General features: G+C 63.2%; 19 protein-coding genes. 12 read left to right on the top strand and 7 right to left on the bottom strand.

What is annotated here, in order from left to right; all coding sequences use genetic code 11:
- Positions 1-94: 94 nt before the first annotated feature.
- The 3 genes from lpxC to KP003_RS15660 form a co-directional block, all read right to left on the bottom strand.
- Complete coding sequence (gene lpxC, locus KP003_RS15670) at positions 95-1,012, bottom strand: UDP-3-O-acyl-N-acetylglucosamine deacetylase (RefSeq protein WP_216500010.1); 918 nt, start codon at positions 1,010-1,012, stop codon at positions 95-97.
- Between the two features lie 192 nt (positions 1,013-1,204).
- Positions 1,205-2,890 carry an ABC1 kinase family protein gene (locus tag KP003_RS15665; protein ID WP_216500011.1) on the bottom strand — a complete coding sequence of 562 codons (1,686 nt, stop codon included), beginning with the start codon at positions 2,888-2,890 and terminating at the stop codon, positions 1,205-1,207.
- Positions 2,878-3,210 carry a phasin family protein gene (locus tag KP003_RS15660; RefSeq protein ID WP_216500012.1) on the bottom strand — a complete coding sequence of 111 codons (333 nt, stop codon included), beginning with the start codon at positions 3,208-3,210 and terminating at the stop codon, positions 2,878-2,880. The genes KP003_RS15665 and KP003_RS15660 overlap by 13 nt, the downstream gene beginning before the upstream one ends.
- 155 nt (positions 3,211-3,365) lie before the next feature.
- Between KP003_RS15660 and KP003_RS15655 the strand changes: the two genes are divergently transcribed.
- Positions 3,366-5,153 (top strand): GspE/PulE family protein, encoded by a 1,788-nt coding sequence (locus KP003_RS15655; RefSeq protein ID WP_216789121.1) that lies wholly within the window; start codon positions 3,366-3,368, stop codon positions 5,151-5,153.
- Between the two features lie 56 nt (positions 5,154-5,209).
- Complete coding sequence (msrA, locus tag KP003_RS15650; protein ID WP_216789119.1) at positions 5,210-5,764, top strand: peptide-methionine (S)-S-oxide reductase MsrA; 555 nt, start codon at positions 5,210-5,212, stop codon at positions 5,762-5,764.
- Positions 5,765-5,780: 16 nt separating this feature from the next.
- Here msrA and KP003_RS15645 read toward each other — a convergent pair whose 3' ends face one another.
- The 3 genes from KP003_RS15645 to KP003_RS15635 all read right to left on the bottom strand — a co-directional run bounded on the left by KP003_RS15645 (position 5,781) and on the right by KP003_RS15635 (position 10,561).
- Positions 5,781-7,919, bottom strand: coding sequence for a hybrid sensor histidine kinase/response regulator (locus KP003_RS15645; RefSeq protein ID WP_217299876.1), 2,139 nt, complete (start codon positions 7,917-7,919; stop codon positions 5,781-5,783).
- A gap of 90 nt (positions 7,920-8,009) precedes the next feature.
- Positions 8,010-9,251 (bottom strand): glucose-1-phosphate adenylyltransferase, encoded by a 1,242-nt coding sequence (gene glgC / locus KP003_RS15640; protein WP_216500016.1) that lies wholly within the window; start codon positions 9,249-9,251, stop codon positions 8,010-8,012.
- A 50-nt stretch (positions 9,252-9,301) separates the two neighbouring features.
- Positions 9,302-10,561, bottom strand: coding sequence for a ChaN family lipoprotein (locus KP003_RS15635; protein ID WP_216789115.1), 1,260 nt, complete (start codon positions 10,559-10,561; stop codon positions 9,302-9,304).
- 433 nt (positions 10,562-10,994) lie between these two features.
- Between KP003_RS15635 and leuB the strand changes: the two genes are divergently transcribed.
- The 9 genes from leuB (at position 10,995) to KP003_RS15590 (ending at position 19,686) form a co-directional block, all read left to right on the top strand.
- On the top strand, positions 10,995-12,083 hold the full coding sequence (leuB, locus tag KP003_RS15630; protein ID WP_216500018.1) for a 3-isopropylmalate dehydrogenase: 1,089 nt from the start codon (positions 10,995-10,997) through the stop codon (positions 12,081-12,083).
- A 68-nt stretch (positions 12,084-12,151) separates the two neighbouring features.
- The gene (gene asd, locus KP003_RS15625; protein ID WP_216789113.1) at positions 12,152-13,249 is read left to right on the top strand and encodes an aspartate-semialdehyde dehydrogenase; all 1,098 of its coding nucleotides are present in this window, start codon (positions 12,152-12,154) and stop codon (positions 13,247-13,249) included.
- A gap of 124 nt (positions 13,250-13,373) precedes the next feature.
- Entirely contained in the window at positions 13,374-14,393 is a 1,020-nt protein-coding gene (locus KP003_RS15620) for an aspartate-semialdehyde dehydrogenase (RefSeq protein ID WP_216500020.1), read from the top strand.
- Position 14,394: 1 nt separating this feature from the next.
- Positions 14,395-15,147 carry a tRNA pseudouridine(38-40) synthase TruA gene (gene truA / locus KP003_RS15615; protein ID WP_216789111.1) on the top strand — a complete coding sequence of 251 codons (753 nt, stop codon included), beginning with the start codon at positions 14,395-14,397 and terminating at the stop codon, positions 15,145-15,147.
- 123 nt (positions 15,148-15,270) lie between these two features.
- On the top strand, positions 15,271-15,699 hold the full coding sequence (gene rplM / locus KP003_RS15610) for a 50S ribosomal protein L13 (RefSeq protein ID WP_216500022.1): 429 nt from the start codon (positions 15,271-15,273) through the stop codon (positions 15,697-15,699).
- 22 nt (positions 15,700-15,721) lie between these two features.
- The gene (rpsI, locus tag KP003_RS15605; RefSeq protein WP_015719162.1) at positions 15,722-16,111 is read left to right on the top strand and encodes a 30S ribosomal protein S9; all 390 of its coding nucleotides are present in this window, start codon (positions 15,722-15,724) and stop codon (positions 16,109-16,111) included.
- 289 nt (positions 16,112-16,400) lie between these two features.
- A complete protein-coding gene (gene argC, locus KP003_RS15600) occupies positions 16,401-17,441 on the top strand; it encodes an N-acetyl-gamma-glutamyl-phosphate reductase (protein ID WP_216500023.1) in 1,041 nt (346 codons plus the stop codon).
- Positions 17,442-17,575: 134 nt separating this feature from the next.
- The gene (locus KP003_RS15595) at positions 17,576-19,384 is read left to right on the top strand and encodes a YgiQ family radical SAM protein (RefSeq protein ID WP_216500024.1); all 1,809 of its coding nucleotides are present in this window, start codon (positions 17,576-17,578) and stop codon (positions 19,382-19,384) included.
- A 14-nt stretch (positions 19,385-19,398) separates the two neighbouring features.
- The gene (locus KP003_RS15590) at positions 19,399-19,686 is read left to right on the top strand and encodes a YciI-like protein (protein WP_239027558.1); all 288 of its coding nucleotides are present in this window, start codon (positions 19,399-19,401) and stop codon (positions 19,684-19,686) included.
- Between the two features lie 8 nt (positions 19,687-19,694).
- Here KP003_RS15590 and KP003_RS15585 read toward each other — a convergent pair whose 3' ends face one another.
- A complete protein-coding gene (locus tag KP003_RS15585; protein ID WP_216500026.1) occupies positions 19,695-19,976 on the bottom strand; it encodes a DUF2917 domain-containing protein in 282 nt (93 codons plus the stop codon).
- A 322-nt stretch (positions 19,977-20,298) separates the two neighbouring features.
- Here KP003_RS15585 and KP003_RS15580 point away from each other — a divergent pair, with 322 nt between their 5' ends.
- Positions 20,299-23,649 carry an FG-GAP-like repeat-containing protein gene (locus KP003_RS15580; RefSeq protein ID WP_216789108.1) on the top strand — a complete coding sequence of 1,117 codons (3,351 nt, stop codon included), beginning with the start codon at positions 20,299-20,301 and terminating at the stop codon, positions 23,647-23,649.
- Positions 23,650-23,653: the final 4 nt, after the last annotated feature.

Below are 23,653 nucleotides of genomic sequence, written 5' to 3'. Positions count from 1 at the left end.
AAGCAGTTCGATGCTGCGCAGGGAACGAAAAAAGCAGCCCCCGGCGGGAGCTGCTTCGTTTTCTCTTGAACTCGACCTTGACCCTGACCTGTCTTTAAGCCTCCAGCCAGGACAGTTCGGGCAGGGCGAGGTTGAAGGGGGCGTTGAAGGCCTGCGGGGTGAACTCGATCAGGGTGTAGCAGTCGGGGCGCTTCAGGAGCTCCATGACCAGTTTGTGGTTCAGGTCGTGGCCGGACTTGGTGGCCTTGACGTGCCCGATCAGCCGGTGACCGGCGAGGGAGAGGTCGCCCACCGAGTCGAGGATCTTGTGGCGCACGAACTCGTCCTGGAACCTGAGCCCTTCCGGGTTCAGCACGCCCTGGTCGCCGATCACCACCGCGTTCTCCAGTGAGCCGCCCAGGGCCAGGCCGTGGGCCTTCATCATGTCGACCTCGGCCAGGAAGCCGAAGGTGCGGGCGGCGGCGTACTCGCCGGTGAAGCTGGCCTGGCTGAATTCGAAGGAGCGGAACTGGCTCTTCACGGCCGGGTGCGCGAACTGCATGTCGAAAGAGATCTTGTAGTGGCGCGACGGGATGATGGAGGCCTTCTTGTCGCCTTCGGTGACGGAAACCGGCTTCTTGATCACCAGGTACTTGCGTGGCTTCTTGGACTCCTTGATGCCGGCCTTGACGATGGCCGCCACGAAGGGGGCGGCGCTGCCGTCCATGATCGGGACTTCCGGGCCGTTGATGTCCACGTGGGCGTTGTCGATGCCGCAGCCGTACAGGGCCGCCATGAGATGCTCTATGGTGGAGACGCTTGCCTCGCCGCGGCCGATGGTGGTGGAGAGCCTGGTGTTGACCACGTTCTGCGCGTGCGCTTCTATGGAGACAGCCGGGGTGAGGTCAACCCTGTGGAAGACGACGCCGGTGCCGGGCTCGGCCGGACGCAGCGTGATGGTGATCGTCTTGCCGGAGTGCAGGCCGATGCCGCTGAAGGTTACCTTGTTGCCCAAAGTCTGTTGGAATATCATCTGCTTGCTCCTGATAGTCAGTATGCTTACTATTAAGCAAATAATGCGCCAACGGCGGCCGGGTGCTTCTCATTGGAAAAAAGCGTGCTGCTTCGGGTGTGTAGACGGGATCTGTTCGGGGATGGGGGCGGGGAGGGGGTGTGGCGATTTTGCGCCTGTGGTGCCAGTGCAACGGGGGGTGTGGCTTTTTTGCTACAGTCTGCCGGAGCGGAGGATGGCGACCATCCACCAGACGCCGACCACGCCGGCGCAGCTGTAGCCGAAAAAGGCGAAGGCGGGAAGGCCCCAGAGCATGGGGCCGCGGTTCCCCTGCATGGCGATCGAGGAGCCGATCAAAAGGGCCGCGATGATCAGGGAGAGGCAGAGGCGGTTCGCGGAGCGGTCCAGTTCCTTGGAGAAGCGGTCCAGGCCGCGGTGCTCAAGGTCGATGCGGAACTTGTTGCGGTTGACTTTGTTCAGGATCTCCTTGATGTCGCGCGGCAGGTTGCGCGCCAGGGTGAGGTACCCCTCCACCCCCTGCTCCATCTCCTGGAACAGGCGCCCGGGCGAGCGCTGGCGGCGGAACTCCCGCTCCAGGAAGGGGCGCAGGTGCCCGACCATGTCGAAATCCGGGTCGAGCTTTCGCCCCATCCCCTCCACCACCACCAGCACCTTCACCAGCATGGTCAGGTCCGGGTGCACCTTGATGCGGTGGGTGGAGATCAGGTCGATGAACTCCATGAGCATGCGCCCCACCTCGATCTCCTTGAGGGGGATCTCGAAGTAGCTGTCCATGAACTCGGCGAGCGCCTTTTTCAGGGCCTGCATGTTCACCGTCTCGCCGGCGTCCCCGGCCTCCACGATGATGTCGGCGAGCCCCTCGATGTCGCGGTTGATCACCGCCATCAGGACGTCGGTTAGGTAGCGCTTCACGGCCGGATCGAGCCTCCCCACCATGCCGAAGTCGAGCAGGCAGATCACGTTGTCCTTGAAGATCAGGACGTTGCCGGGGTGGGGGTCGCCGTGGAAAAAGCCGTGTTCCAGCACCATCTCGAGAAAGACCCGGGCGCCGCGGCGGGCGATCTCGCGCCGGTCCAGCCCCGCCGCCTCGATGGCGCGGATGTCGCTTACCTTGATCCCCTCGACGTACTCGGTGGTGAGCACCCCCTTGGCGGTTGCCTCCCAGTAGACCCGGGGGAAGTAGAGGTTGGGATCCCCCTTGAAGTTGTCCCGGATCTTCTCGATGGCGTGTCCTTCGCGGGTCAGGTCCAACTCGCGCCTGATGGTGTAGGAGAACTCGCGCACCACCCCGACCGGATCGTAGATGTCGCTTCTGGCCATGTGGCGCTCCAAAAGGAGCGCCACCCCCATGAGGATGTCGATGTCCGTTTCCACCGCCTCGACCACCCCCGGGCGGCGCACCTTGACCACAACGTCCTCGCCGGTGACAAGCGTGGCGCGGTGCACCTGAGCGATGGAGGCCCCGGCGATCGCCTCCGGTTCCACGTGCAGGAAACGCTGTTCCAGGGGCACCCCCAACTCGTGCTCGATCTGCTCCCTGATCTCCTCGAAGGGAAGGCAGGGGATCTTGTCCTGCAGGTGGGCCAGCTCCTGGACGAAGGAAGCGGGGATGATGTCGGCGCGGGTGGAGAGGAGCTGCCCCAGCTTGATGAAGGTGGTGCCGAGCTCCTCCAGGGCGAGGCGCAGGCGCTCCGGCGGCGTCAGGTGCTCGGTCTTGGGGCTTCGTCGCCTGAAGACGCGGCGCGAGAAGTCGACCACGTGGCCGAGGTTCAGGTACTCCAGGAGGTGCCCAAGCCCGTAGCCGCCGAGAACGGTGATGATCTGGCGGTAGCGCCGGATGCTCCTGACGTTGCGGTTGATGTTTACTAGCCTAAGCACTCGTCCTCCGGCTGGGAGGTGACGCTCTCGGCGGAAAGGGCCTCGAGCGCCCTGACGCGCCGTTCCAGTTTCTCGAAGTCGTCGCGCGACACCATACCCATCCGGTCCAGCGCCTTCTTTACCTCGGTCTCGGCCACTTCGGCGGTCTTTTGCTGCCCGGTGCGCGCCATCTCCTGGATCCGGTCCAGGAAGGCGCGCCCCTCCTCCTCGCTGATCTTGTAGCGCGACTTCATCTCCTGGATCAGCTCTTCCCCTTTTTTCTGGGTGAGCGCCGCCGCGCCGAGCGCCGTGAGCACAGCCTTCTCGAACAGTTCGAACATGGTATCCCTCCTTTGGCATCTGGTAGTGGCACGCCTCCCACATAGGCGCTATTTAATGATATCGGCGGGGCGCCCGTTGTCAAACTCGCACCTCCTTGACATCACTATGTTTCTCGCGGATAATCGCATACTTGTTCCCATTAAAGGGTGACGGCATGCAGAAAAAGAAGATGGTCACCATCAAGAACGTGGCCCAGATCCTTTTGCAGCGGGGACTGGTCGACGAGAAGCAGTTCGACGAACTGCTGGCCAAGGGGGAGGCGCAGGCCCACCGGCTGGCGGGCGCTCAGCAGGCGGGGTATTCCCGGCGGCTGCAGCAGACCCCGGAAAAGCCATCCCCCGCGGAGATCATCGCCTCCTTGAACCTCGAGATCCCCGGCTCCGGCGGCAAGCTCCTCACCGAAGACGCCGTCACCGAGGTGCTCGCCGCCGCGGTGGGGCTCCCCTACCTGAAGATCAACCCGATGAAGCTCGACCTCGACCTGGTCACCACCCACATCTCCCGCCCCTTCGCCCTCAGGCACCTGATCGTCCCCGTGGGGGTCGCCGACGGTGTGGTCACCCTGGCCGTCGCCGATCCCTTCAACGAGCAGGTCATCGAGGAGCTGAAGGCGTTGAAGCGGATTGAGTTTCGCCGGGTGCTCGCCTCGCGCAACGACATCCTGAAGATACTGAGGGAGTTCTTCGGTTTCAGGGCCTCGGTGCAGGCCGCCGAGAGCGAGGTGTCCGCCTCCGTGGACCTGGGAAACCTGGAGCAGTTCGTGCGCCTGAAGAGCGGGCACGAGATCGAGGGAACCGACCGCAACATCATCTCGGCGGTGGACTTTCTCCTGCAGTACGCCTTCGACCAGCGGGCGAGCGACATCCACATCGAACCCAAGCGGGAGAAGTCGCTGGTGCGCCTGCGGGTGGACGGGGTGCTGCACAACGTGCACGTGGTCCCCAAACAGCTGCATCCCCCCATCGTTTCCCGCATCAAGATGCTCTCCCGCATGGACCTGGCCGAGAAGAGGCGCCCCCAGGACGGCAGGATCAAGACCAGCCACCAGGGGCGCGAGGTCGAGCTGCGCGTCTCCACCCTGCCGGTCGCCTTCGGGGAGAAGGTGGTGATCAGGATCTTCGACCCGGACGTGCTGATGCAGGAGCTGGACTCGATCGGCTTCTACCCGCGCGAGTACCAGCTCTACAGCTCCTTCCTGCGCCGTCCCAACGGCATCATCCTGGTCACCGGCCCCACCGGCAGCGGCAAGACCACCACGCTCTACTCGTCGCTGAGAACCCTCTCCTCGCCCGAGGTCAACATCGTCACCGTCGAGGACCCGATCGAGATGGTGATGGAGGAGTTCAACCAGGTGGGGGTGCAAAGCGGCATCGGGGTGACCTTCGACAAGGTGCTCAGAAACGTGCTCAGGCAGGATCCTGACATCATCATGATCGGCGAGATCCGTGACAAGGAGACCGCCGAGAACGCGGTGCAGGCCGCTCTCACCGGGCATCTGGTCCTTTCCACGCTGCACACCAACGACGCCCCCTCCTCGGTCACCCGGCTGATCGACCTGGGGGTGCCCTCGTTTCTGATCTCCTCCACGGTGATCGGCATCATCGCCCAGAGGCTGTTGCGGAGGATCTGCCCCGCATGCAAGCGGGAGAGCCAGTTGAGTGCGGAGGAGTCGGAGTACCTGGGGCTGAAGCGGCCGGCCAGGGTCTGGTCCGGGGAGGGGTGCGCCGAATGTCGCGGCACCGGCTACAAGGGGAGGACGGGGATCTTCGAGGTGATGGACGTGAACGAGGCGATCAAGGCCGTGATCGGCGAGCGGGTCGACCTGGCCGAGTTGCAGGCGGCGGCCCGGAAGGACGGGCTGGTGACCCTTCGCGAGCAGGCGGTGCGCAAGATGCTGGAAGGGGTCACCACCTACGAGGAGGTCGTCGCGGTGACCGGTTGACCGGTCTGACCCGTCTGCCCTGCCGCGCGAACCCACGCGGCGCCAAAGGAGGAACCATGGAAAACAGTGCCACCGACGCCGGCACCGCAACCGCCATCTTTGCCGGCGGTTGTTTCTGGTGCATGGAGCCGGTCTTCGACAGGATGCCGGGGGTGCTCTCGGTGCTGCCGGGATACACCGGCGGGAGCACGCCGGACCCAAGCTACCGGGAGGTCTGCCAAGGGGACACCGGGCACGTCGAGGCGGTGCAGATCGTCTTCGACCCGGCCAAGGTGAGCTACCGCGAGCTGCTGCGGGTCTTCTGGCGGAACATCGACCCGACCACCAAGAACCGCCAGTTTTGCGATTACGGCAGCCAGTACCAGACCGCCATCTTCTACCTGGACGAGGAGCAGAAGCGGGAAGCCGAGGAGAGCAGGGAGGACGCGGAGCGCTCCAACCAGCTCGGCGCCGCCGTGGTCACCGAGATCCTGCCGGCTTCGGAATTTTACCCGGCCGAGGAGTACCACCGCCAGTACTACCAGAAGGAGCCCTACCATTACCAGCGCTACCACGAGGGGTGCGGCCGAAACTGGAGGTTGAAGGAACTGTGGGGGCGGGAAAAGGAGTAGCCCGGGGTAGCGCCGCTCAGGGGGCGGACAGCACCCTCTCCAGGGCCTGTTGCAGCTCGTCGCAGCGGTACGGCTTGACCACGGCGGCGCAGAAGCCGTAGTCGGCATGTTCCGCCATGACCGGGTCGTTTGAGTAGCCGCTGGAGACGATCAGCCTGGCGGCGGGGTCTACCTCGAGGATCCGCTGCGCCGCCTCCTTTCCCCCCATGCCGGCGGGTATGGTGAGGTCCATGATGGCCGCCGCAAATGGCTTCCCCGCCTGGGCCGCCTCCCGGTACAGCCTCACGGCCTCCTCCCCGTCCACGCAGGTCACCACCTGGTACCCAAGGTACTGCAGCATGTCACGGGTCAGCGTCCTGATCGCCTCTTCGTCGTCCATGACCAGCACCATTCCTTCCCCCGCCTTGGCGGTCCGTTCCTGTTGCCGCGGCGCCTCTTCCGCGACCGCCTCGCCTGCGGAGGGGAGGTAGAAGGTGAGGGTGGTGCCCGCTCCGGGCGTGGACGCCACCTCGACCCTGCCGCCGTGCTTGATCACGATGGAATGCACCGAGGCGAGGCCCAGTCCGCTCCCCCCCGGCTTGGTGCTGTAGTAGGGGTCGAAGATGAACTTCTGGTCCTCGTAGGGGATGCCGCACCCCTGGTCGATGAAGGAGAGTTTCACGTAGTCGCCGGGAGGAAGCGCCAGCTCGTTGTTGGCCGTGAGGGAGAGGTTTGCCGCCTCGACCGTCAGCACTCCGCCGCCCGGCATGGCCTGGCAGGCGTTGATGATGACGTTGCTGAAGGCCTGGTTCATCTGCCCTTCGTCCGCTTCGATGGCGTGCAGCCCGTCCTGGAGCTTCAGCCGGGTCTGCACCTTGGTGCCGTGCAGGGCAAGGGAAAGGGATTCCTGCAGGAGTCTCCCGAGCGGAATCACCTTCTTGATAGGCTGGCCCCCCTTGGAGAAGGTCAGCAGTTGGTGCGCCAGTTCCGCGGCGCGCTGCGACGCCTTCTCGGCGTTCTTCACCGCTCCCTGCGCCGGGTGGTCCGGGGCGAGCAGCAGTTCGGCGAAGGATAGGTTGCCCAGGATCCCGGTGAGGATGTTGTTGAAGTCGTGGGCGATGCCGCCTGCCAGGACCCCCAGGGACTCCAGCTTCTGGGCCTTGAGCACTTCTTGTTGCATCGCCTCCCACTTGGTTATGTCGGTCAGGGTGAACAGGATGCGGTGGTGAACCAGGCGGGTGTTGAGGATGACGTGCCTGGAGGAGCCGTCGACGCAGGAGATCTTCGCCTCCTGCGGAGTGACCGGGACGCCGCTTTCCAGCGTCTTCCCGATCTCCTCGCGCCAGCCCCCCAGGACCTGTTCCCGGTAGGTCGGGTCGGGAAGGGCGCGTTGCATGAGCTCTTCAAGGGTGGGGTGATCCTCGGAGACGTAGCCCAGCCAGTCGCTGACGTAGCTGTTGAGGTACTGGACCCTGCCGCTCTCATCGGCCCACCCCACCCCTGCCGGCATCTCCTCCATGAGGACCTTGAGGATCTCCTCGTTTTGTTGCAGCGCCTCCTCGATCTCGTGGCGCGCCGTGATGTCGCGCACGAGGACGAGGACCCGATCGCTGCCGCCGATGTCGGCCCGGCGCAGGCTGACTTCGGACCAAAAAAGCGAGCCGTCCTTCTTCCTGCTGCGCCAGCGCACCGTCATCGGGGGACCCGCCGCCGCCTGGTTCAGAAGAAGCCGTGCGTCTTCCTCAGCGTAGGGAGGTTCCCCCAAGCTCAACTCCCCCACGGTGAGGTTCCGGGCCTCCTCCGGTGTATAGCCGAACATCTCGCACATGGTGCGGTTCACGTCCACCAACTGCCCGGTAACCGCATCGTGGATGAAGAGCGCGTCGTTGACGCTGTGGTAGATCGCCTGGAAGCGGGCCTCGCTCTCCTCGAGCCTGCTCACCGATTCCGCCAGCCGGCGGGCGAAGCGCGAGATCAGCTGGTAGAGCAGCGCCGAGGTCACCATGATGAACATGAGCCCCTTGTAGACCTCGATCTGCTCCGCGATGTGGCGGTCGGAAACCAGCCATATCAGTGCGTAGCCGGAGAGGTAGATCCAGGCGCTGCCGAACAGGGCGTAGACCCCGACAATCTTGTTTATCTCGCGTCTTTGGTTGCGCTTCGATGCTCCCCGCATGCGTGCTCCCGCCCATGGGACGTATAGGCTGCGGTGGCCGAGGTGTTTGCTGCCGTTTCGACTTGTTTGGAGGCGGCCGAGGCCGCCCGGTTACTTGGTTTCCGCCATCGACACCACGACGATCCCCGATTCGGTGACCCGGTACCCCTTGGCCCGGTCCTTGTCGTGATCGTAGCCGATCTCGGTGCCGTCGGGGATGACGATGTTCTTGTCTATGATTGCGCGCTTGATCTTCACGTGGCGCCCGACGGTGACGTTCTCGAAGAGGATGGAATCCTCGATCTCGCTGTAGCTGTTCACCTTGCAGCGCGGGCCGAGGATGGTGCGGCGCACCGTGGCGCCGCTGGTGATGCAGCCGGCGCAGACGTAGGAGTCGATGTTCATGCCGCGCCGCCCTTCCTCGTCGAACACGGTCTTGGCCGGCGGCAGGTTCCCCTGGTTGGTCAGGATGGGCCACTTGTAGTTGTACAGGTTCAGCTGCGGCGAGACGTGGATCAGGTCCATGTTGGCCTCGTAGTAGCTCTCGATGGTCCCGACGTCCTTCCAGTACCCTTTTTCCTCCGCCTTCATGCCGGGGATGATGTTGTCGTTGAAGTTGTAGGCGAACACCTTGTCCCGGTTCTCCAGCATCATCGGGATGACGTGCTTGCCGAAGTCGAGGTCCTCGTACAGCTTCTTGCCTACCTGCAGCACTTCGATGAGCTTCTTCGTCGAGAAGATGTAGTTGCCCATGGAGGCGAAGCAGGTGTCCCTGCCGGGGATGCTTTCTGGGTGGCTCGGTTTCTCGGCGAAGGCGGTGATCTTGAAGTCGTCGTCGACCGAGAAGACGCCGAAGCGGCTCGCCTCCTGCACCGGGACCTCGAGGGCCGCCACGGTCAGGTCGGCGCGGTTTCTGCGGTGGTAGTCGATCATCTGGCTGACATCCATCTTGTAGATGTGGTCGCCGCCGAAGATGGCCACGTAGTCCGCATCGGAGGATTCCACGAAACGCAGGTACTGCAGGATGGCGTCCGCGGTCCCCTTGAACCACTCCTCGCTCTCGGAGCTGGTCTCGGGCGAGATGGCCACGAAGAACTCACCCAGGCCGGTCCATTTGCCCCAGGACTCGCGAATGTGCTTGGTGAGCGAGTAGGCGCGGTACTGGGTCAGGATGTAGACCTTCTTGATCCCCGAGTTGAAGAGGTTGCTCAAGACGAAGTCGATGATCTTGTATTTGCCGCCGAACATGACGCTCGGCTTGGCCCTTCTGCTGGTGAGGGGGCTGAGGCGCTCCCCTTTGCCGCCGGCAAGCACCATGGCGATGGTGTTTCCGACATTACTCATGGCATACATAACAGTCGTTGTCCTCCGGTATCGCGGTCTGGGTGGCTACCCTGCGGTTGTCAGGGGTTGCCGTGTTTGTGGGCTTCTCCGATCTTGAAGACCACCTCGAGGTTCAAGACCTCTCCCTTTCTCTCCAGCTTCAACGTGGACTTGTCCCCCACGTGCTTCTGTTTCACCCCGTAGATCAGGTCGAGGCTGTCCTTCAACGGATCGTTGTCCAGGGCCAGCAACAGGTCCCCCGTCTGCACCCCGGCCCGGGCGGCGTTGGAGTCCGGTACCACCGTGTTGACCACCAACCCGCGCCCTTTCGGGTCCGGCTCGAACATGACGCCGAGCAGCACCCCCGGCTCGGGGAGCCCCTCGTAGGCGTAGTTCACCAGGAAGTCGAAGGCGACGCTCGGGTAGTCGGGAAGTTCCACGTCCATGGTCTCCGGCTTTTCCGCGCGCTGCACAGCAAGCTCGCGGCCGCCTATGGTGGCGTAGGAGGTGGGGAGGCGGCGGAAGACGCGACGCGGGATGCCGAAACCGTAGCTGACGTGGGTACCGCCGGCCACCACCAGGAGGCTGCGCTCCTTCCCCTCGGGGCTGGTCAGGTAACGCACCGCCGATTCGGCCATGGTCTCGTCCCACAGGGTCTGGACCCGGATGAACCCCTCGGCGGCGAGCTTGCCGTGGCTGCCGTGTCCGGAAAAGATGCTCTCGGTCTGGGCGCGCTGGTACGGGTCGGAGAGGTCCATCTGTGGCAGCTGCGCCTTCTGCTCCGGCGTCAGCTCGTCAAGGGATTTGGAACGGACCGCCTGCACCAGTTCCTTCTCCGCGTTCAGCGCGATGACCGGGATGCGCTTCTCCTTCGCGTAGAGGAGCAGGTCGCGGTAGTAGGCGAAATCCATCTTCCAGTTGTCGTACCAGCGCGACGCCTTCAAGAAGGCCTTCTCATCCAGTTCCCCCGCCACCCAGCGGTCCAGGACCGGCTGCTGCGACCTCACGAACATCTCCATGCCGAGCGCGACCTTGCCGGGATGGCGCTGCTCCATTGCCTTCAGGGTATCCAGTTCCAGGCGGTGGGCCGCCGGGTTGTCATGGGTCTCCCCGACGTAGACCACGCGGGCATCGGTCACCACGTCGAACATCTGCTGCGGCGTCACCAGGGTACCGGTAGGGAGGTGGATGACGTCGCCGATCTCGGGAGCCTTCTGCAGGGGGTACGGGTTCTCCGGGTTGCCGAGCACGTGCTTGCCGGTGCGGGGCGTCGAGCAGGCGGTCATGGTGAGCAGAGATAGCACGGCGGCGTACTGCGCGAGACGAGCGATCGATAGCATTTCTTCTCCTGAAAATATGATGTTCCCTCTGGGGGGACGGTCATGGCGTTCACGGCTCCATCGAGAGGGGAGGCTTCCTTGCGGGCGCCTAGGAATGATACCTACTCTAATGAATTTGTCCAGCCGGCGCTTCTCGTTAGCAGCTCTTTAGTTAGCGGCGCCTGCGGCGAGGTTTCTGGAGCCGGATGAGCCGGGTCGGTAGTCGGGGAATGTACCACAACACCTCACGGAGATAAACCGAAAGTTTTACCGTTCTCTAATAAAAAGCCTCTGGTAAGGCTCATTTCGTGCCGGAACTGGATCAGTCCCCAAAGCATTAGCTCGCAGTCATGGTTTGGGGCGCTAAACGTATGTTTGACGGCCTTTTTTATGTTGACAATATCACTGTCTCGCAAATAGAATCGCTAATTTAATACATATCGGAGGTTGTGCAATGGGACAGCTTTTTAAGGTGGCGGTGCTGCCGGGTGACGGCATCGGTCCGGAGGTTATGGCAGAAGCACTGAAGGTGTTGGATGCGATCGAGAAGCGCTACGATGTGAAATTCGAGCGTACCCACGCCAACGTAGGCGGCGCGGGGATCGACCTGGAAGGGCGCGCTCTTCCCGAGACCACTGTAAATATATGCAAGGCTGCCGACGCCATCCTGTTCGGCTCGGTGGGCGGCCCCAAGTGGGAGACCCTTCCCCCGGACGAGCAGCCCGAGCGCGGCGCCCTGTTGCCGCTTCGCAAGATCTTCGGCCTTTACGCCAACCTTCGTCCCGCCATCATCTTCCCGTCGCTGACCAGCGCCTCCTCCCTGAAGGAAGAGGTGATCGCCGGCGGTTTCGACATACTGGTGATCCGCGAGCTGACCGGCGGCATCTACTTCTCCCAGCCCAAGGGGATCGATGGGGCCGGCCGTGACCGCGTCGGCGTGGACACCATGCGCTACAGCGTTCCCGAAATCGAGCGCATCGCGCACGTCGCCTTCCAGGCGGCCAGAAAGCGCGGCAAGAAGGTCTGCTCCATCGATAAGGCCAACGTCCTCTCCACCTCGGTGCTCTGGCGCGAGATCGTGATCAACATCGCCAAGGATTACCCGGATGTCGAGCTTTCCCACATGTACGTGGACAACGCCGCCATGCAGCTGGTAAAGTGGCCCAAGCAGTTCGACGTGATCCTGTGCGAGAACATGTTCGGCGACATCCTCTCCGACGAGGCCGCCATGCTGACCGGCTCTCTCGGGATGCTCCCTTCCGCTTCGCTTGCCGAGGGGACTTTCGGCATGTACGAGCCCTCCGGCGGCAGCGCCCCGGACATCGCGGGGCAGGGGATCGCCAACCCGATCGCCCAGATCCTCTCTGCGGGGATGATGCTGCGCTACTCCTTCGGCATGGTCGAGGCGGCCGACGCCATCGACAACTCCGTCGCCAAGGTGCTGGACCAGGGGTACCGCACCCGCGACATCTACCAGGAGAAGGCGGGCGAGAAGCTGGTCAACACGAAGGAAATCGGCGACGCCATCATCGCCAACCTCTAGACAGCACGGTTGAGGCGGGGAGACCCGCCGCACTTACATCAAATATTAAATAGAAAGGAAGGTCGCCTATGAAAGTCGGAATGGTCGGTTGGCGTGGCATGGTTGGCTCGGTTCTCATGCAGCGCATGCAGGAAGAGAACGATTTCGCAGGGGTTGAGCCGGTATTCTTCACCACGTCCCAGGTCGGGCAGCCCGCACCGTTGAACGCGGGAACGCTCAAGGATGCCTCGGACATCAACGAGCTGAAGAAGCTGGACGTGATCATCACCTGCCAGGGGGGCGACTACACCAAGGCGGTCCGTCCCGAGCTGAAGAAAGCCGGCTGGAACGGCTACTGGATCGACGCGGCGAGCACCCTGCGCATGGAAGACGACGCGGTCATCATCCTCGACCCGATCAACCGCAACGTCATCGACGCGGCCCTCTCCAAAGGGATCAAGGATTACATCGGCGGCAACTGCACCGTGAGCCTCATGCTCATGGGCTTGGGCGGGCTGTTCAAGGCCGGCGTGGTCGAGTGGCTCTCCTCCATGACCTACCAGGCGGCCTCCGGCGCCGGCGCACCCAACATGCGCGAGCTCCTCTCCCAGATGGGCGTCCTGCACGGTTCCGTGGCCGAGCAGTTGGCCACCCCCGGCTCCGCGATCCTCGAGATCGACAAGAAGGTCACCGCCACCCTGAGGAGCGCCGAGATGCCGACCAAGGAGTTCGGCTTCCCGCTGGCCGGCAACGTGCTCCCCTGGATCGACCGCGAGGTCGAGGACGGCCAGAGCCGCGAGGAGTGGAAAGGGTACGCCGAGACCAACAAGATCCTCGGCGCTGTGAACCCGATCCCGGTGGACGGCATCTGCGTCCGCGTGGGGGCGATGCGCTGCCACAGCCAGGCGATCACCATGAAGCTCACCAAGGACATCCCGATCGGCGAGATCGAGGACATGATCAGAAACGACAACCAGTGGGTGAAGTTCATCCCGAACAACAAGGCCGAATCCCTGGCGGGGCTCACCCCGGCAGCCGTTTCCGGGTCGCTCACCGTTCCGGTCGGCCGCGTGCGCAAGATGAAGATGGGGCCGCAGTACCTCTCCGCCTTCACCTGCGGCGATCAGCTCCTGTGGGGCGCCGCCGAACCGCTGCGCCGCATGCTGCAGGTCTTGAAGGAGCGCTAGCAAGCAAGGGGCATTTGACGATGGACAATTGACAATTGTCCCCAGGTCGAACTACAAACGGAGCGCGTCGTCCGGCTTACACGGGTGACGCGCTCCCGTTTTTGTCTTGAGGAGATGTAAAAGCATGAAGAAAACATGGAACGTAGCAGTGGTGGGTGCCACCGGCGCCGTGGGGACGCAGATGATCGAGTGCCTGGAAGAGCGCAAGTTCCCGGTGGGCCAGATCAAGTTCCTGGCCAGCGCGAGAAGCGCCGGGCAGGTGCTCGAGTTCAACGGCAAGGCAGTCCCGGTCGAGGAGCTGAAGCACGATTCCTTCGAGGGGATCGACATCGCGCTCTTCTCGGCGGGCGGGGCGCGCTCCGAAGAGTTCTGTCCGTCCGCGGCCAAGGCGGGGGCGGTCTGCATCGACAACTCCAGCGCCTGGCGCATGGATCCGGACGTGCCGCTGGTGGTTCCCGAGGTGAACCCGCACGCCGTTGCCGACTACAAGAAGAAGGGGATCATCGCCAACCCGAATTGCTCCACCATTCAGATGGTGGTGGCGCTTAAGCCCCTGCACGACTTCGGCACCATCAAGAGGATCGTCGTCTCCACCTACCAGGCCGTCTCCGGCACCGGCAACAAGGCGATCGAAGAATTGCGCGTCCAGACCGGCGAGCTTCTGAACGGCCGTCCGCCCAAGAACGAGATCTACCCGCACCGCATCGCTTTCAACTGTCTGCCCCAGATCGATTCCTTCTGCGACAACGGCTACACCAAGGAAGAGATGAAGATGGTGAACGAGACCAGGAAGATCATGGAGGCGGACATCGCCACCACGGCGACCTGCGTCCGGGTCCCGGTTTTCTACGGTCACTCCGAGTCGGTCAACATCGAGACCGAGAAGAAGATCACCGTCGCCAAGGCGCGTGAGCTCCTGGAGGATGCGCCGGGCGTGGAGCTCGTGGACAATCCGGCCAACGGCGAGTATCCCATGGCGATGGATGCTGCGGGCGAGGACCTGACCCTGGTGGGACGCATCCGCGAGGACGCGAGCGTCAAGAACGGCCTGAACCTCTGGATCGTGGCCGACAACCTGAGAAAGGGTGCCGCCACCAACGCAGTGCAGATCGCGGAGATCCTGGTGGAGAAATACCTGAAGTAGTATGCGCAACATCAAACTGATCATAGAGTACGACGGCACCGCCTACGCCGGCTGGCAGGTGCAGCCCAACGGGCTGACCATCCAGGAGGTCATGGAGAAGGCCCTGGCCCGGATGCTCGGGGAGCACACCACCCTGCACGCCTCCGGCCGCACCGACGCGGGGGTGCACGCCCGCGGCATGGTCGCCTGCTTCAAGACCGGGCGCACCATGCCGCTGCGCGCCTTCCGCGAAGGGCTGAACTCCCTGCTCCCAAGCGACATCGCGGTGCGGGATGCGGCGGAGGTGCCGCTGGACTTCCATCCGCGCTTCCATGCCCAGGCAAAGCACTACCGCTACACGATGCTGCTCGACAACCTCCGCTCGCCGCTGGTCCGCCACACCGCGTGGCGCGTCAAGGGGAAGCTCGATCTCGAGGCCATGCGCGCGGCCTGCAGGCTCTTCGTCGGGGAGCACGATTTCGCAGCCTTCCGCGGCGCCAACTGCGCCGCCAAGACCACCGTGCGCCGTATCTACAGCATGGAGCTGGTGCAGGAGGGACGCCTGCTGCACCTCGACATCAACGGCAGCGGTTTCCTGAAGAACATGGTGCGCATCATCACCGGGACGCTCATCGAAGTGGGGCAGGGGCGGTTGAGCGCGGCAGACGTGGCGCGCCTGCTCAAGGGGGGCGACAGGCAAAACGCGGGAATGACAGTGCCACCCCAAGGGCTCTGCCTGATGCAGGTTTTCTACCCCGGAGAGAGCGGGGAATGACGCCACTTTAATAGAGCGTTAATTCGCTCCCCGGTTTTTTGTCTTGACATGAACGGACGAATCGATTAAATTCTCAATCTTCTGTAAGTTAATGTGCTAATTCCAGATAGCTGTGAGGTTTCAATGAAGACGCAAGTTGCCAAAAAAGAAGAAGTGACCAGGGATTGGTACCTGGTTGATGTGGATAGCAAGGTGCTCGGCCGTGTCGCGACTGAAATCGCCAACGTGCTGCGCGGCAAGAACAAGCCGACCTTCACCCCGAGCGTTGACACCGGCGACTTCGTCATTGTCGTGAACGCGGAGAAGATTGCCCTGACCGGCAATAAGTTTGCTAACAAGACCTACTATAGCCACTCTTCGTTCCCGGGCGGGCTGAAAGAGATTTCTGCAGCCAAGCTCATCGACAAGAAGCCGGAAGAGCTGATCAAGAAGGCTGTCAAAGGCATGCTGCCCAAAAACAAGCTTGCCCGCCACATGCTGAAGAAGCTGAAGATCTACAGCGGCGGTGCCCATCCGCACGCGGCTCAGAATCCGAAGAATCTGAACATTTAATTCGTTCATCAGGAGATAGAAAATGGCAGTCAGCTTTTACGCAACTGGGAAAAGGAAGTCGTCCATCGCCAGGGTTTGGATCAAGCCGGGCAACGGCGAGATCATTGTAAATACCAAGACTCTTGACAGCTACTTCGGCCGCGAAACCTCCAAGATGGTGGTCATGCAGCCCCTCGAGCTGACCGAGAATGTCGGCAAGTTCGACATCTTCTGCACCGTCAAGGGCGGTGGCGACTCCGGCCAGGCCGGCGCCATCAAGCACGGCATCACCAAGGCCCTCATCGAGGCCGATGCCGACCTGCGCGGTACCCTGAAGAAGGCCGGGTTCATCACCCGCGACTCGCGCATCAAGGAAAGAAAGAAGTACGGCAAGAAGGCGGCACGCGCCAGCTTCCAGTTCTCCAAGCGTTAATCCGCTGCCGGGAACAATTGCTGTCTGTATTGCAAAGGGGGAATCCGTCAGGGTTCCTCCTTTTGCTGTTTCAAAACCAGAACCCAAGACCATCGGCCACGCTTGCGAGCCGTAGCGCTTCGGCGCGTAGGCTCGGAGGCGAGAGAGGCAAGTCTTTTTGGATTTGTTTTCTCGGACGTCCTCAGATTTTCTCTGTGGCTAATGGTTTTAGTGTTTGTGCGTGTCAACTATATGGGAGCTGTGCTAACATCAAGCTTCCATTTTTTCGTTGTGAGAAGGGAGGATCTTTATGATCAAGGTTGCCATCGTCGGTGCCAGCGGCTATACCGGCGTCGAACTTATCCGTATCCTGCATGCCCACCCCGAGGTCGCCGTCACCTGCGTCACCTCCGAGCAGAGCGCCGGGCGCCCGGTGAGCGACGTGTTCCCGACCCTGCGCGGTCGTTGCGACCTTGTCCTTCAGAACCTCGAGCCGGTCGGGATCGCCGAGCAGGTGGACGTGGTCTTCACCGCGCTCCCTCACAAGGCGGCCATGGCTGTGGTGCCGACCTTCCTGAAGATGGGCAAGGACGTGGTCGATCTCTCCGCCGACTATCGGCTGCACGACGCCGACGTGTACGGCAAGTGGTACGAAAAACACCTGACCCCGGAGCTGCTCTCCCAGGCCGTCTACGGGATCCCGGAACTGCGCCGCGACAGGATCCGCGAGGCGAACCTGATCGCCAACCCGGGCTGCTACCCGACCAGCGTCATCCTCGGCCTCGCGCCGCTTCTGAAGGGGAAGGTGATCGACCCGAAGAGCATCATCGTCGACGCCAAGTCCGGGACCTCGGGCGCCGGGCGTAGTGCCAAGGTGGACAACCTCTACTGCGAGGTCAACGAAGGCTTCAAGGCCTACGGCGTGGGAGGCGTGCATCGTCACATCCCCGAGATCGAGCAGGAGCTCTCGCTTCTGGCGGGCAACCCGCTCACCATCTCGTTCACGCCGCACCTGGTCCCGATGGACCGCGGCATCCTTTCCACCATCTACAGCGTCCCGACCGGCAAGGTGGCCGCGGCGGAGCTGATCACGCTGTACGAGACCTTCTACGAGGGGGAGCCGTTCGTCAGGGTGCTCCCCGAGGGGGTGCTTCCGTCCACGGCGCACGTGAGGGGTTCCAACTTCTGCGACATCGGCGTCGTGGTCGACGACAGGGCCGGCAGGATCATCGTGGTATCCGCCATCGACAACCTGGTGAAGGGCGCGTCCGGGCAGGCGGTGCAGAACATGAACCTCATGTGCGGGCTCCCCGAAACCCTGGGGCTCGATTTCCTGGGGATCTTCCCGTAAAGGCAAAACCTGGCCACGGAGAAAATCTGAGGACATCCGAGTAAAACCAAAAACAGGAGTCTGTTTTCCCTCCTGGCTTTCGCCTCTCTCGGATTTTCTCAGAAGTTCTCCGTGGCTCATGTTTTAAGGTTTATATGAAACAAGCACGCCTCAAGCAGTCTTCTCCTTCCCGGTTCCTCCCCATCACCCTTTCAGAAGCCAAGGCCCGCGGCTGGAACGAACTCGACGTCATCTTCGTCTCCGGCGACGCCTACGTGGACCATCCCTCTTTCGGCGTGCCGCTTCTCGCGCGGCTGCTGGAATCGAAGGGGCTCCGGGTCGGCATCATCCCCCAGCCTGACTGGCGCAGCAAGGAGCCCTTCATGGCGCTCGGGCGCCCGCGCCTGTTCTTCGCGGTAGCAGCCGGGGCCATGGATTCCATGGTGGCGCACTACACGCCGGCCAGGAAACTGCGCCGCGACGACGCCTACACCCCCGGCAACCGACACGGGGCGCGCCCCAACCGCGCCACCATCATCTACACCTCCCGCCTCAAGGAGGCCTATCGCGACGTGCCGGTGGTGATCGGCGGCATCGAGGCGAGCCTCAGGCGCTTCGCCCACTACGACTTCTGGGAAGACAAGGTGCGCCGCTCGGCACTCTTCGATGCCAAGGCCGACCTGCTCGTCTACGGGATGGGGGAGAGCCCGCTCTTGGAACTGGTGCAGCGGCTGCAAAAAGGGGAGCCCTTTGCGTCGATCCGGGACATCCGCGGCACGGCGTATCCCGCCTCGGCCCCCCCCGAGCCTGCTTCGGAGCTGGTCGAGCTGCCAAGCTACGAAACGGTCAGCGCGGACAAGGGGGCCTACGGGCTGTCGTTCCGGCTCCTGTCGGCGGAGCAGAATCCCGGCTGCGCCAAGACCGTGATCCAGCGCCACGCGCAAAGGTACCTGGTCTGCAATCCTCCCGCCTGGCCCTTGTCCCAGGAGGCGCTGGACGCCATCTACGCGCTGCCGTTTGTGAAGGCGCCGCACCCAGGCTACAAGGAGACCATCCCGGCTTACGAACAGATCCGCAACTCCATCACCACCCATCGCGGCTGCTTCGGCGGCTGCGCCTTCTGCGCCATCACCCATCACCAGGGGAAGACGATCCAGTCCAGGAGCGAGCGGAGCGTGCTGCAGGAGCTGGAGCAGCTGGCCGCGCTCCCCTGGTTCCGAGGCAGCGTGAGCGACCTCGGCGGTCCGACCGCCAACATGTTCGGGCTTTCCTGCGGCGATCCAGTTGCCGGTGCCAACTGCCGCCGCGAGAGCTGCCTGTTCCCCAGGATCTGCAAAAACCTCGTTACCGACGATACCGGCAGTTCCAGGCTTCTCGCCAAGGCCCGCCGCGTCTCCGGGGTGAAGCACGTCGCCGTGTCCTCCGGTGTGCGCTACGACCTGATGGAGCGCCAACCCCGCTACCTGCGCGAACTGGTCTCGCAGCACGTGAGCGGCCTTTTGAAGGTGGCGCCGGAGCACCTCGCCGACCGGGTCACCTCGGTGATGCGCAAGCCCGGGCACGACTGCTTCGAGCGTTTCAGGGACTCCTTCGAGAAGGAGAGCGCCAAGGCCGGGAAAAGGCAGTACATCGTCCCCTACTTCATCTCCGGACACCCCGGCTGTACCCTTTCGGACATGGTCGACCTCGCCCTGATGCTGAAGCGCTGGGGCATGCGGGTGGAGCAGGTGCAGGACTTCACCCCCACGCCCGGGACCTTGTCGACGTGCATCTACCACACGGGGGTCGATCCATTCACTGGGGAAAAGGTTTACGTCGCGCATACCGACCGGGAAAAGGGACTCCAGAAGTCGCTGCTTCTATATCACGTGCCGGAGGAAAGAAAGAATTGCCTGGCGGCGCTGAAGGAGTGTGGCCGCGAGGATGCCGCGGCTGAATTGTTCGGGCAGAACAAAAGGAGGTAGGAATGCATTACCTGTTGCTGTATGAGGTCGCCCCGGATTACCTGGAGCGGAGGGGTGGGTATCGTGCGGAGCACCTGGCGCTGGCCTGGGAGTCGGCTGAGCGTGGCGAGTTGGTCCTGGGCGGGGCGCTGACCGACCCGGCGGACGGCGCCGTGCTGCTGTTCAACGCCGATAGTCCCGACGTGCCAGCAGCCTTCGCCAAGGCGGATCCTTACGTTTTGAACGGATTGGTGCAGAAGTGGACGGTACGCGGCTGGCACACCGTCGTTGGCCCGCAGGCCCACGCACCGGTCCACCCCTAGCTTTTCTCCTAGAGAAGTCGCGGCAGGAAAGGTCCCGCCGGCTGCGCGGCGAACGTGGACCTGCTGCCGCGCGTCACGCCCGCCGCCCTCACCTGTAGTTCCGCCGCTTCGAGGGCTTCCGCCAGGGCCGATTCCCCCTTGCTGAGTTCGAAGCTGTTCCCCTGTCGCACGAGGTAATCCCTGCCGTCTCCCTTGGTGAGCCAGATAGTTCCGATGAGACAGCGCAACGTGAGACCGTGCGCCCCACCCGTGAGGCTCAAAAGTTCCCCTTTACCTAGCGAACACTCCATCGCGTCCTCCCTTTTCTCGTAAGTGAGTCCACTATAACCGTGCCCGCGCCATGAGTACAGACACAGGAAAACTGTTTTGTACCCATGACAGTCGCGGGGAACTGGCACTGTAACCGCCGGAAACAGAGGCAACTGTATCCGTCTCGCGTCTTGTCGCGCGGCGAGGGGGATCGTTGTCTGTCGGTTTTGCGTTCATCCGGTCGGGCCGGGCGGTAAAAAAGGTCAAATGGGTTTGCATTTACAATTAGAACTTGGTAAGGTGCATCTGCGCTCGCGCAGATGGGCTTTTGCCCAATAATAAAGACCGGTTGGAGATTCCGCTATGCCCCCTGTTGCCAGATCCGTCCTCTCCTTGCTCCTTGTTCTCGTCGCGATACTCTCTCTGGCCGCCTGCGGCGGTGGGGGGGGGAGCAAAGGTGTCAGCATCGTAGATCCCGCCCCCTACTATACCGGTGTGAAGACCGCGGCGGCATTGAGCGTCGCCAACGCGGAAGGACTTGCGACCAGTGCCTACGCGGGGGGGACCCTCGGGACGGCCGTCGTCATGCAGAAAGCCGCCGCCGGCAAGGCCGCCGCCACGCGCCGCGAGATCCCGGTACGGCAGACCGCGAAGGTGGTCAACGCCTCCCTCCGGCGCATGCAGATCCCGCGTGCCGCCCGGAAGCTGGTCGAGGCAAGGGGGGCGAAGGGGGGCAAGGGGGTTGCGAAGGTCGAGACCTTTCAGCTCGCCGGGGACGATGGCGGGTACGCCACCTACAGCATCGACGTTAACCAGTCCGACCGGACCTTCGCCGGGACCGTCACCTACAACGGCTATGCCTCTGGAGGGCTTACCCTCAACGGCAAGACCGACATTCTCGGCACCTTCGACGAGAATTACCAGGGGTTCACCAGGCTAACCCTCTCCTTCAAAGAGCTTTCCATGTCCATAGGCGGGGACGTTTACACGCTGATCGGTTCCCTCTCCTGGGGGTACACCCCGGCCACCTCCGGCGATTCCCTCACCGTCAATATGGTCCTGGTGGACAGCGGGAAGACTTACTGGTTTAAGGATTACCGACTCGCCGACACCTACGGTGCCGATTACCTCACCCAGACACTGACCGGGCGTTACTACGACCCCGAGATCGGCTACGTCGACCTGAGCACGCCGACCAGTCTCGTCATCTACTACGGAAAAAACTGGCCTGCCGCCGGAAGCGTGAAGTGTTCCGGCGGACAAAGTGCCTGGGTCGGCATGCAGTTCGAGTCCCAGAACTATTCCGTGTTCGTGGATCTCGACAACGACCAGGTGGTGGACTGGCAGGCCAGGCACGCGGTGGACAGCGCACCGGACGTCAACATGCCTCCGATTGCAGATGCAGGCGTCGACCAGAGTGTCACGCAGGGGGCGACGGTCACCCTCGATGGCAGCGCCAGCTTCGATCCGAACAATGACCAGCTCACCTATTACTGGAACGTGGACTCCTACCCGCAGGGGGGCTACCCCCAGCTCTCGGGAACCAACACCGCGACCGCGTCCTTTACCCCGGTGGTGCCGGGGAACTACGTCCTGCGCCTCACCGTTTCGGACGGTAACTACGCGAGCTCCTACGACACGGTGACCGTCACGGTAACGCAGCCGCAGCCGTCCGATCCGAACCTGCTGCAACTTAACTGGCAGTACGGCCTCATGGGGACCAGCATCGGCCAGGCCGGCCTTATCAGCGTCGACCTCGATGGCGACGGCACCCCGGAGATAGTGAGCAGCGCTTCCGCCGGCGGCTTCGGGGCCAACAGCTTGTGGTACGTACTGCAAAGGACCTCCTCGGGGGACTATCAGCAGCTTTGGCGCAGCAAAGGGTACGGCTCGACGGTCGTGAAGCTCTTCCTCGCAGACCTGACCGGCGACGGCAAGGACGACATCGTCGTGGCCCTCGCCAACGGCACCATCGAGGTTTACAGCGCGGGGGCGACTCCTCAGCTGGTCCGTACCATCACTACCGCCAACGGGCTGTGCGCCGTGGCCGTGGCCGACCTGGAGGGGGACGGCACCAAGGAGATCATCACCAGCGACGGCACCAAGCTCTACGTCTACGCCGCCCAAAGCGGCGCGCTCAAGTGGAGCCTCGCCACCGGCGGCGGGACCTCTCTTGCCGTGGGCAACGTCGATGCCGACGCCGCTCTCGAGATCGTCACCACCACCTACGGCGGCAAGGGGTACGTCATCGACGGCGTGACCAAGGCCATCAGCTGGGAGTACCTGAACGGCTTCGGTTCGAAGGTGGCGCTGGGCGACCTGGACGGTGACGGCATGCTGGAGATCGTCGGTGCCTCCAGCTGGTACAAGATCACCGTCTTCGACGCCGATCGCAGCACCCCGGTCTGGGAAATCGCCACCTCGCTCGACATTGCAGCCCTGCTGGTCGCGGACGCGGACGGCGATGGGATCCCCGAGATCGTCTACGGCGACGGGCAGTGGGGCGAGGTGCACGCCGTCGATGCACGGACCAGGACCGAGAGGTGGGCGGTCGCCAACCCGCAGCACGGCGTCTCCGGGCTCGCGCTTTCGGACCTGGATCGGGACGGCAAGAAGGAATTGCTCTGGGGGGCCGGAGGCAGCAGCACCGGTGCCGATTACCTCTACGTGGCGGATCCGCTCACCGGCACTTTGAAGTGGCAGAGCGTGCATGTCGACGGTCCGCTGAGCGCCGTGGCGGTGGGTGACGTGGACGACGACGGCGAGGACGAGATCGTCATGGTCTCCTTCGAGAGCGAAAGCGGTTACGCCGAAGGGGTCATCCACATCTTCAACGCCCGCAGCCATGCCCTGGAGTTCCGTCAGAAGCTCGGGATCACCGACTGGATGGGGGTGCGCTCGGTGAAGATCGGCGATGTCGACGGCGACGGCAAAACCGAATTCGTGGTCGCTACCGGCAACATCTACGACGGCGTCATCAGGGTCTACAACGGCGCCACGCACCTTTTGAAGAAGCAAAGCGCAGGGTACAACGGCAACTTCTTCACCGCGCTTGCCATCGGCGACGTCGACGGGGACGGCAAGGTCGAGATCGTGGCCGGACAGGGCATCGAGCATACCGGCGCCACGGGGAGCTACCTCCTGGTGCTGGATGGCGCGACCTTGGCGGAGAAGTGGCGCAGCGTGGATACCGGGGCGTCCTGGTCCGGCATCTACGACGTGAAGCTCGCCGACCTGAACGGCGACGGCGTGAAGGAGATCATCGCCTCCTGCTCGGGCACCAGCAGGCTCATGGTGTACGACGGCGTGAGTCATGATCTGAAATTGCTGATCCAGCACCCGGCCCGCGCCTTGGAGGTGGCCGATGTTGATGGCAACGGGACCAAGGAACTGCTGGTCGGTCGCAACGACGGCAAGGTCGATGTCTTCTCCGGCGCCACGCTTCAGCTTGAGAGGACCGTCAACACCACCAGTACTGCGCCAGTGGATGCCCTCCAGGTTGCGGATCTGGCCGGGGACGGGAGCCTCGAGTGGCTGGTGGCCAGTGGCGGCGTGCTGACCGTGATCGACGGGGCGGGGGGGCTCAAATGGAAAAGCGGCGACCTCTCCGCCAACCTGGGGTGGTACAACCACATGGGCGTCAAGGACTGCGACGGGGACGGCAAGAAGGAGATCTACCTCGGCTCCAACCTGAGCCTCTACCAGTTCAAGTAACACC

It is taken from the genome of Geomonas diazotrophica, assembly GCF_019063885.1.
GTDB classification, from domain to species: domain Bacteria; phylum Desulfobacterota; class Desulfuromonadia; order Geobacterales; family Geobacteraceae; genus Geomonas; species Geomonas diazotrophica.
The sequence above is the reverse complement of the archived record's forward strand: the minus strand, read 5'-3'. Positions and strand labels throughout refer to the sequence as shown.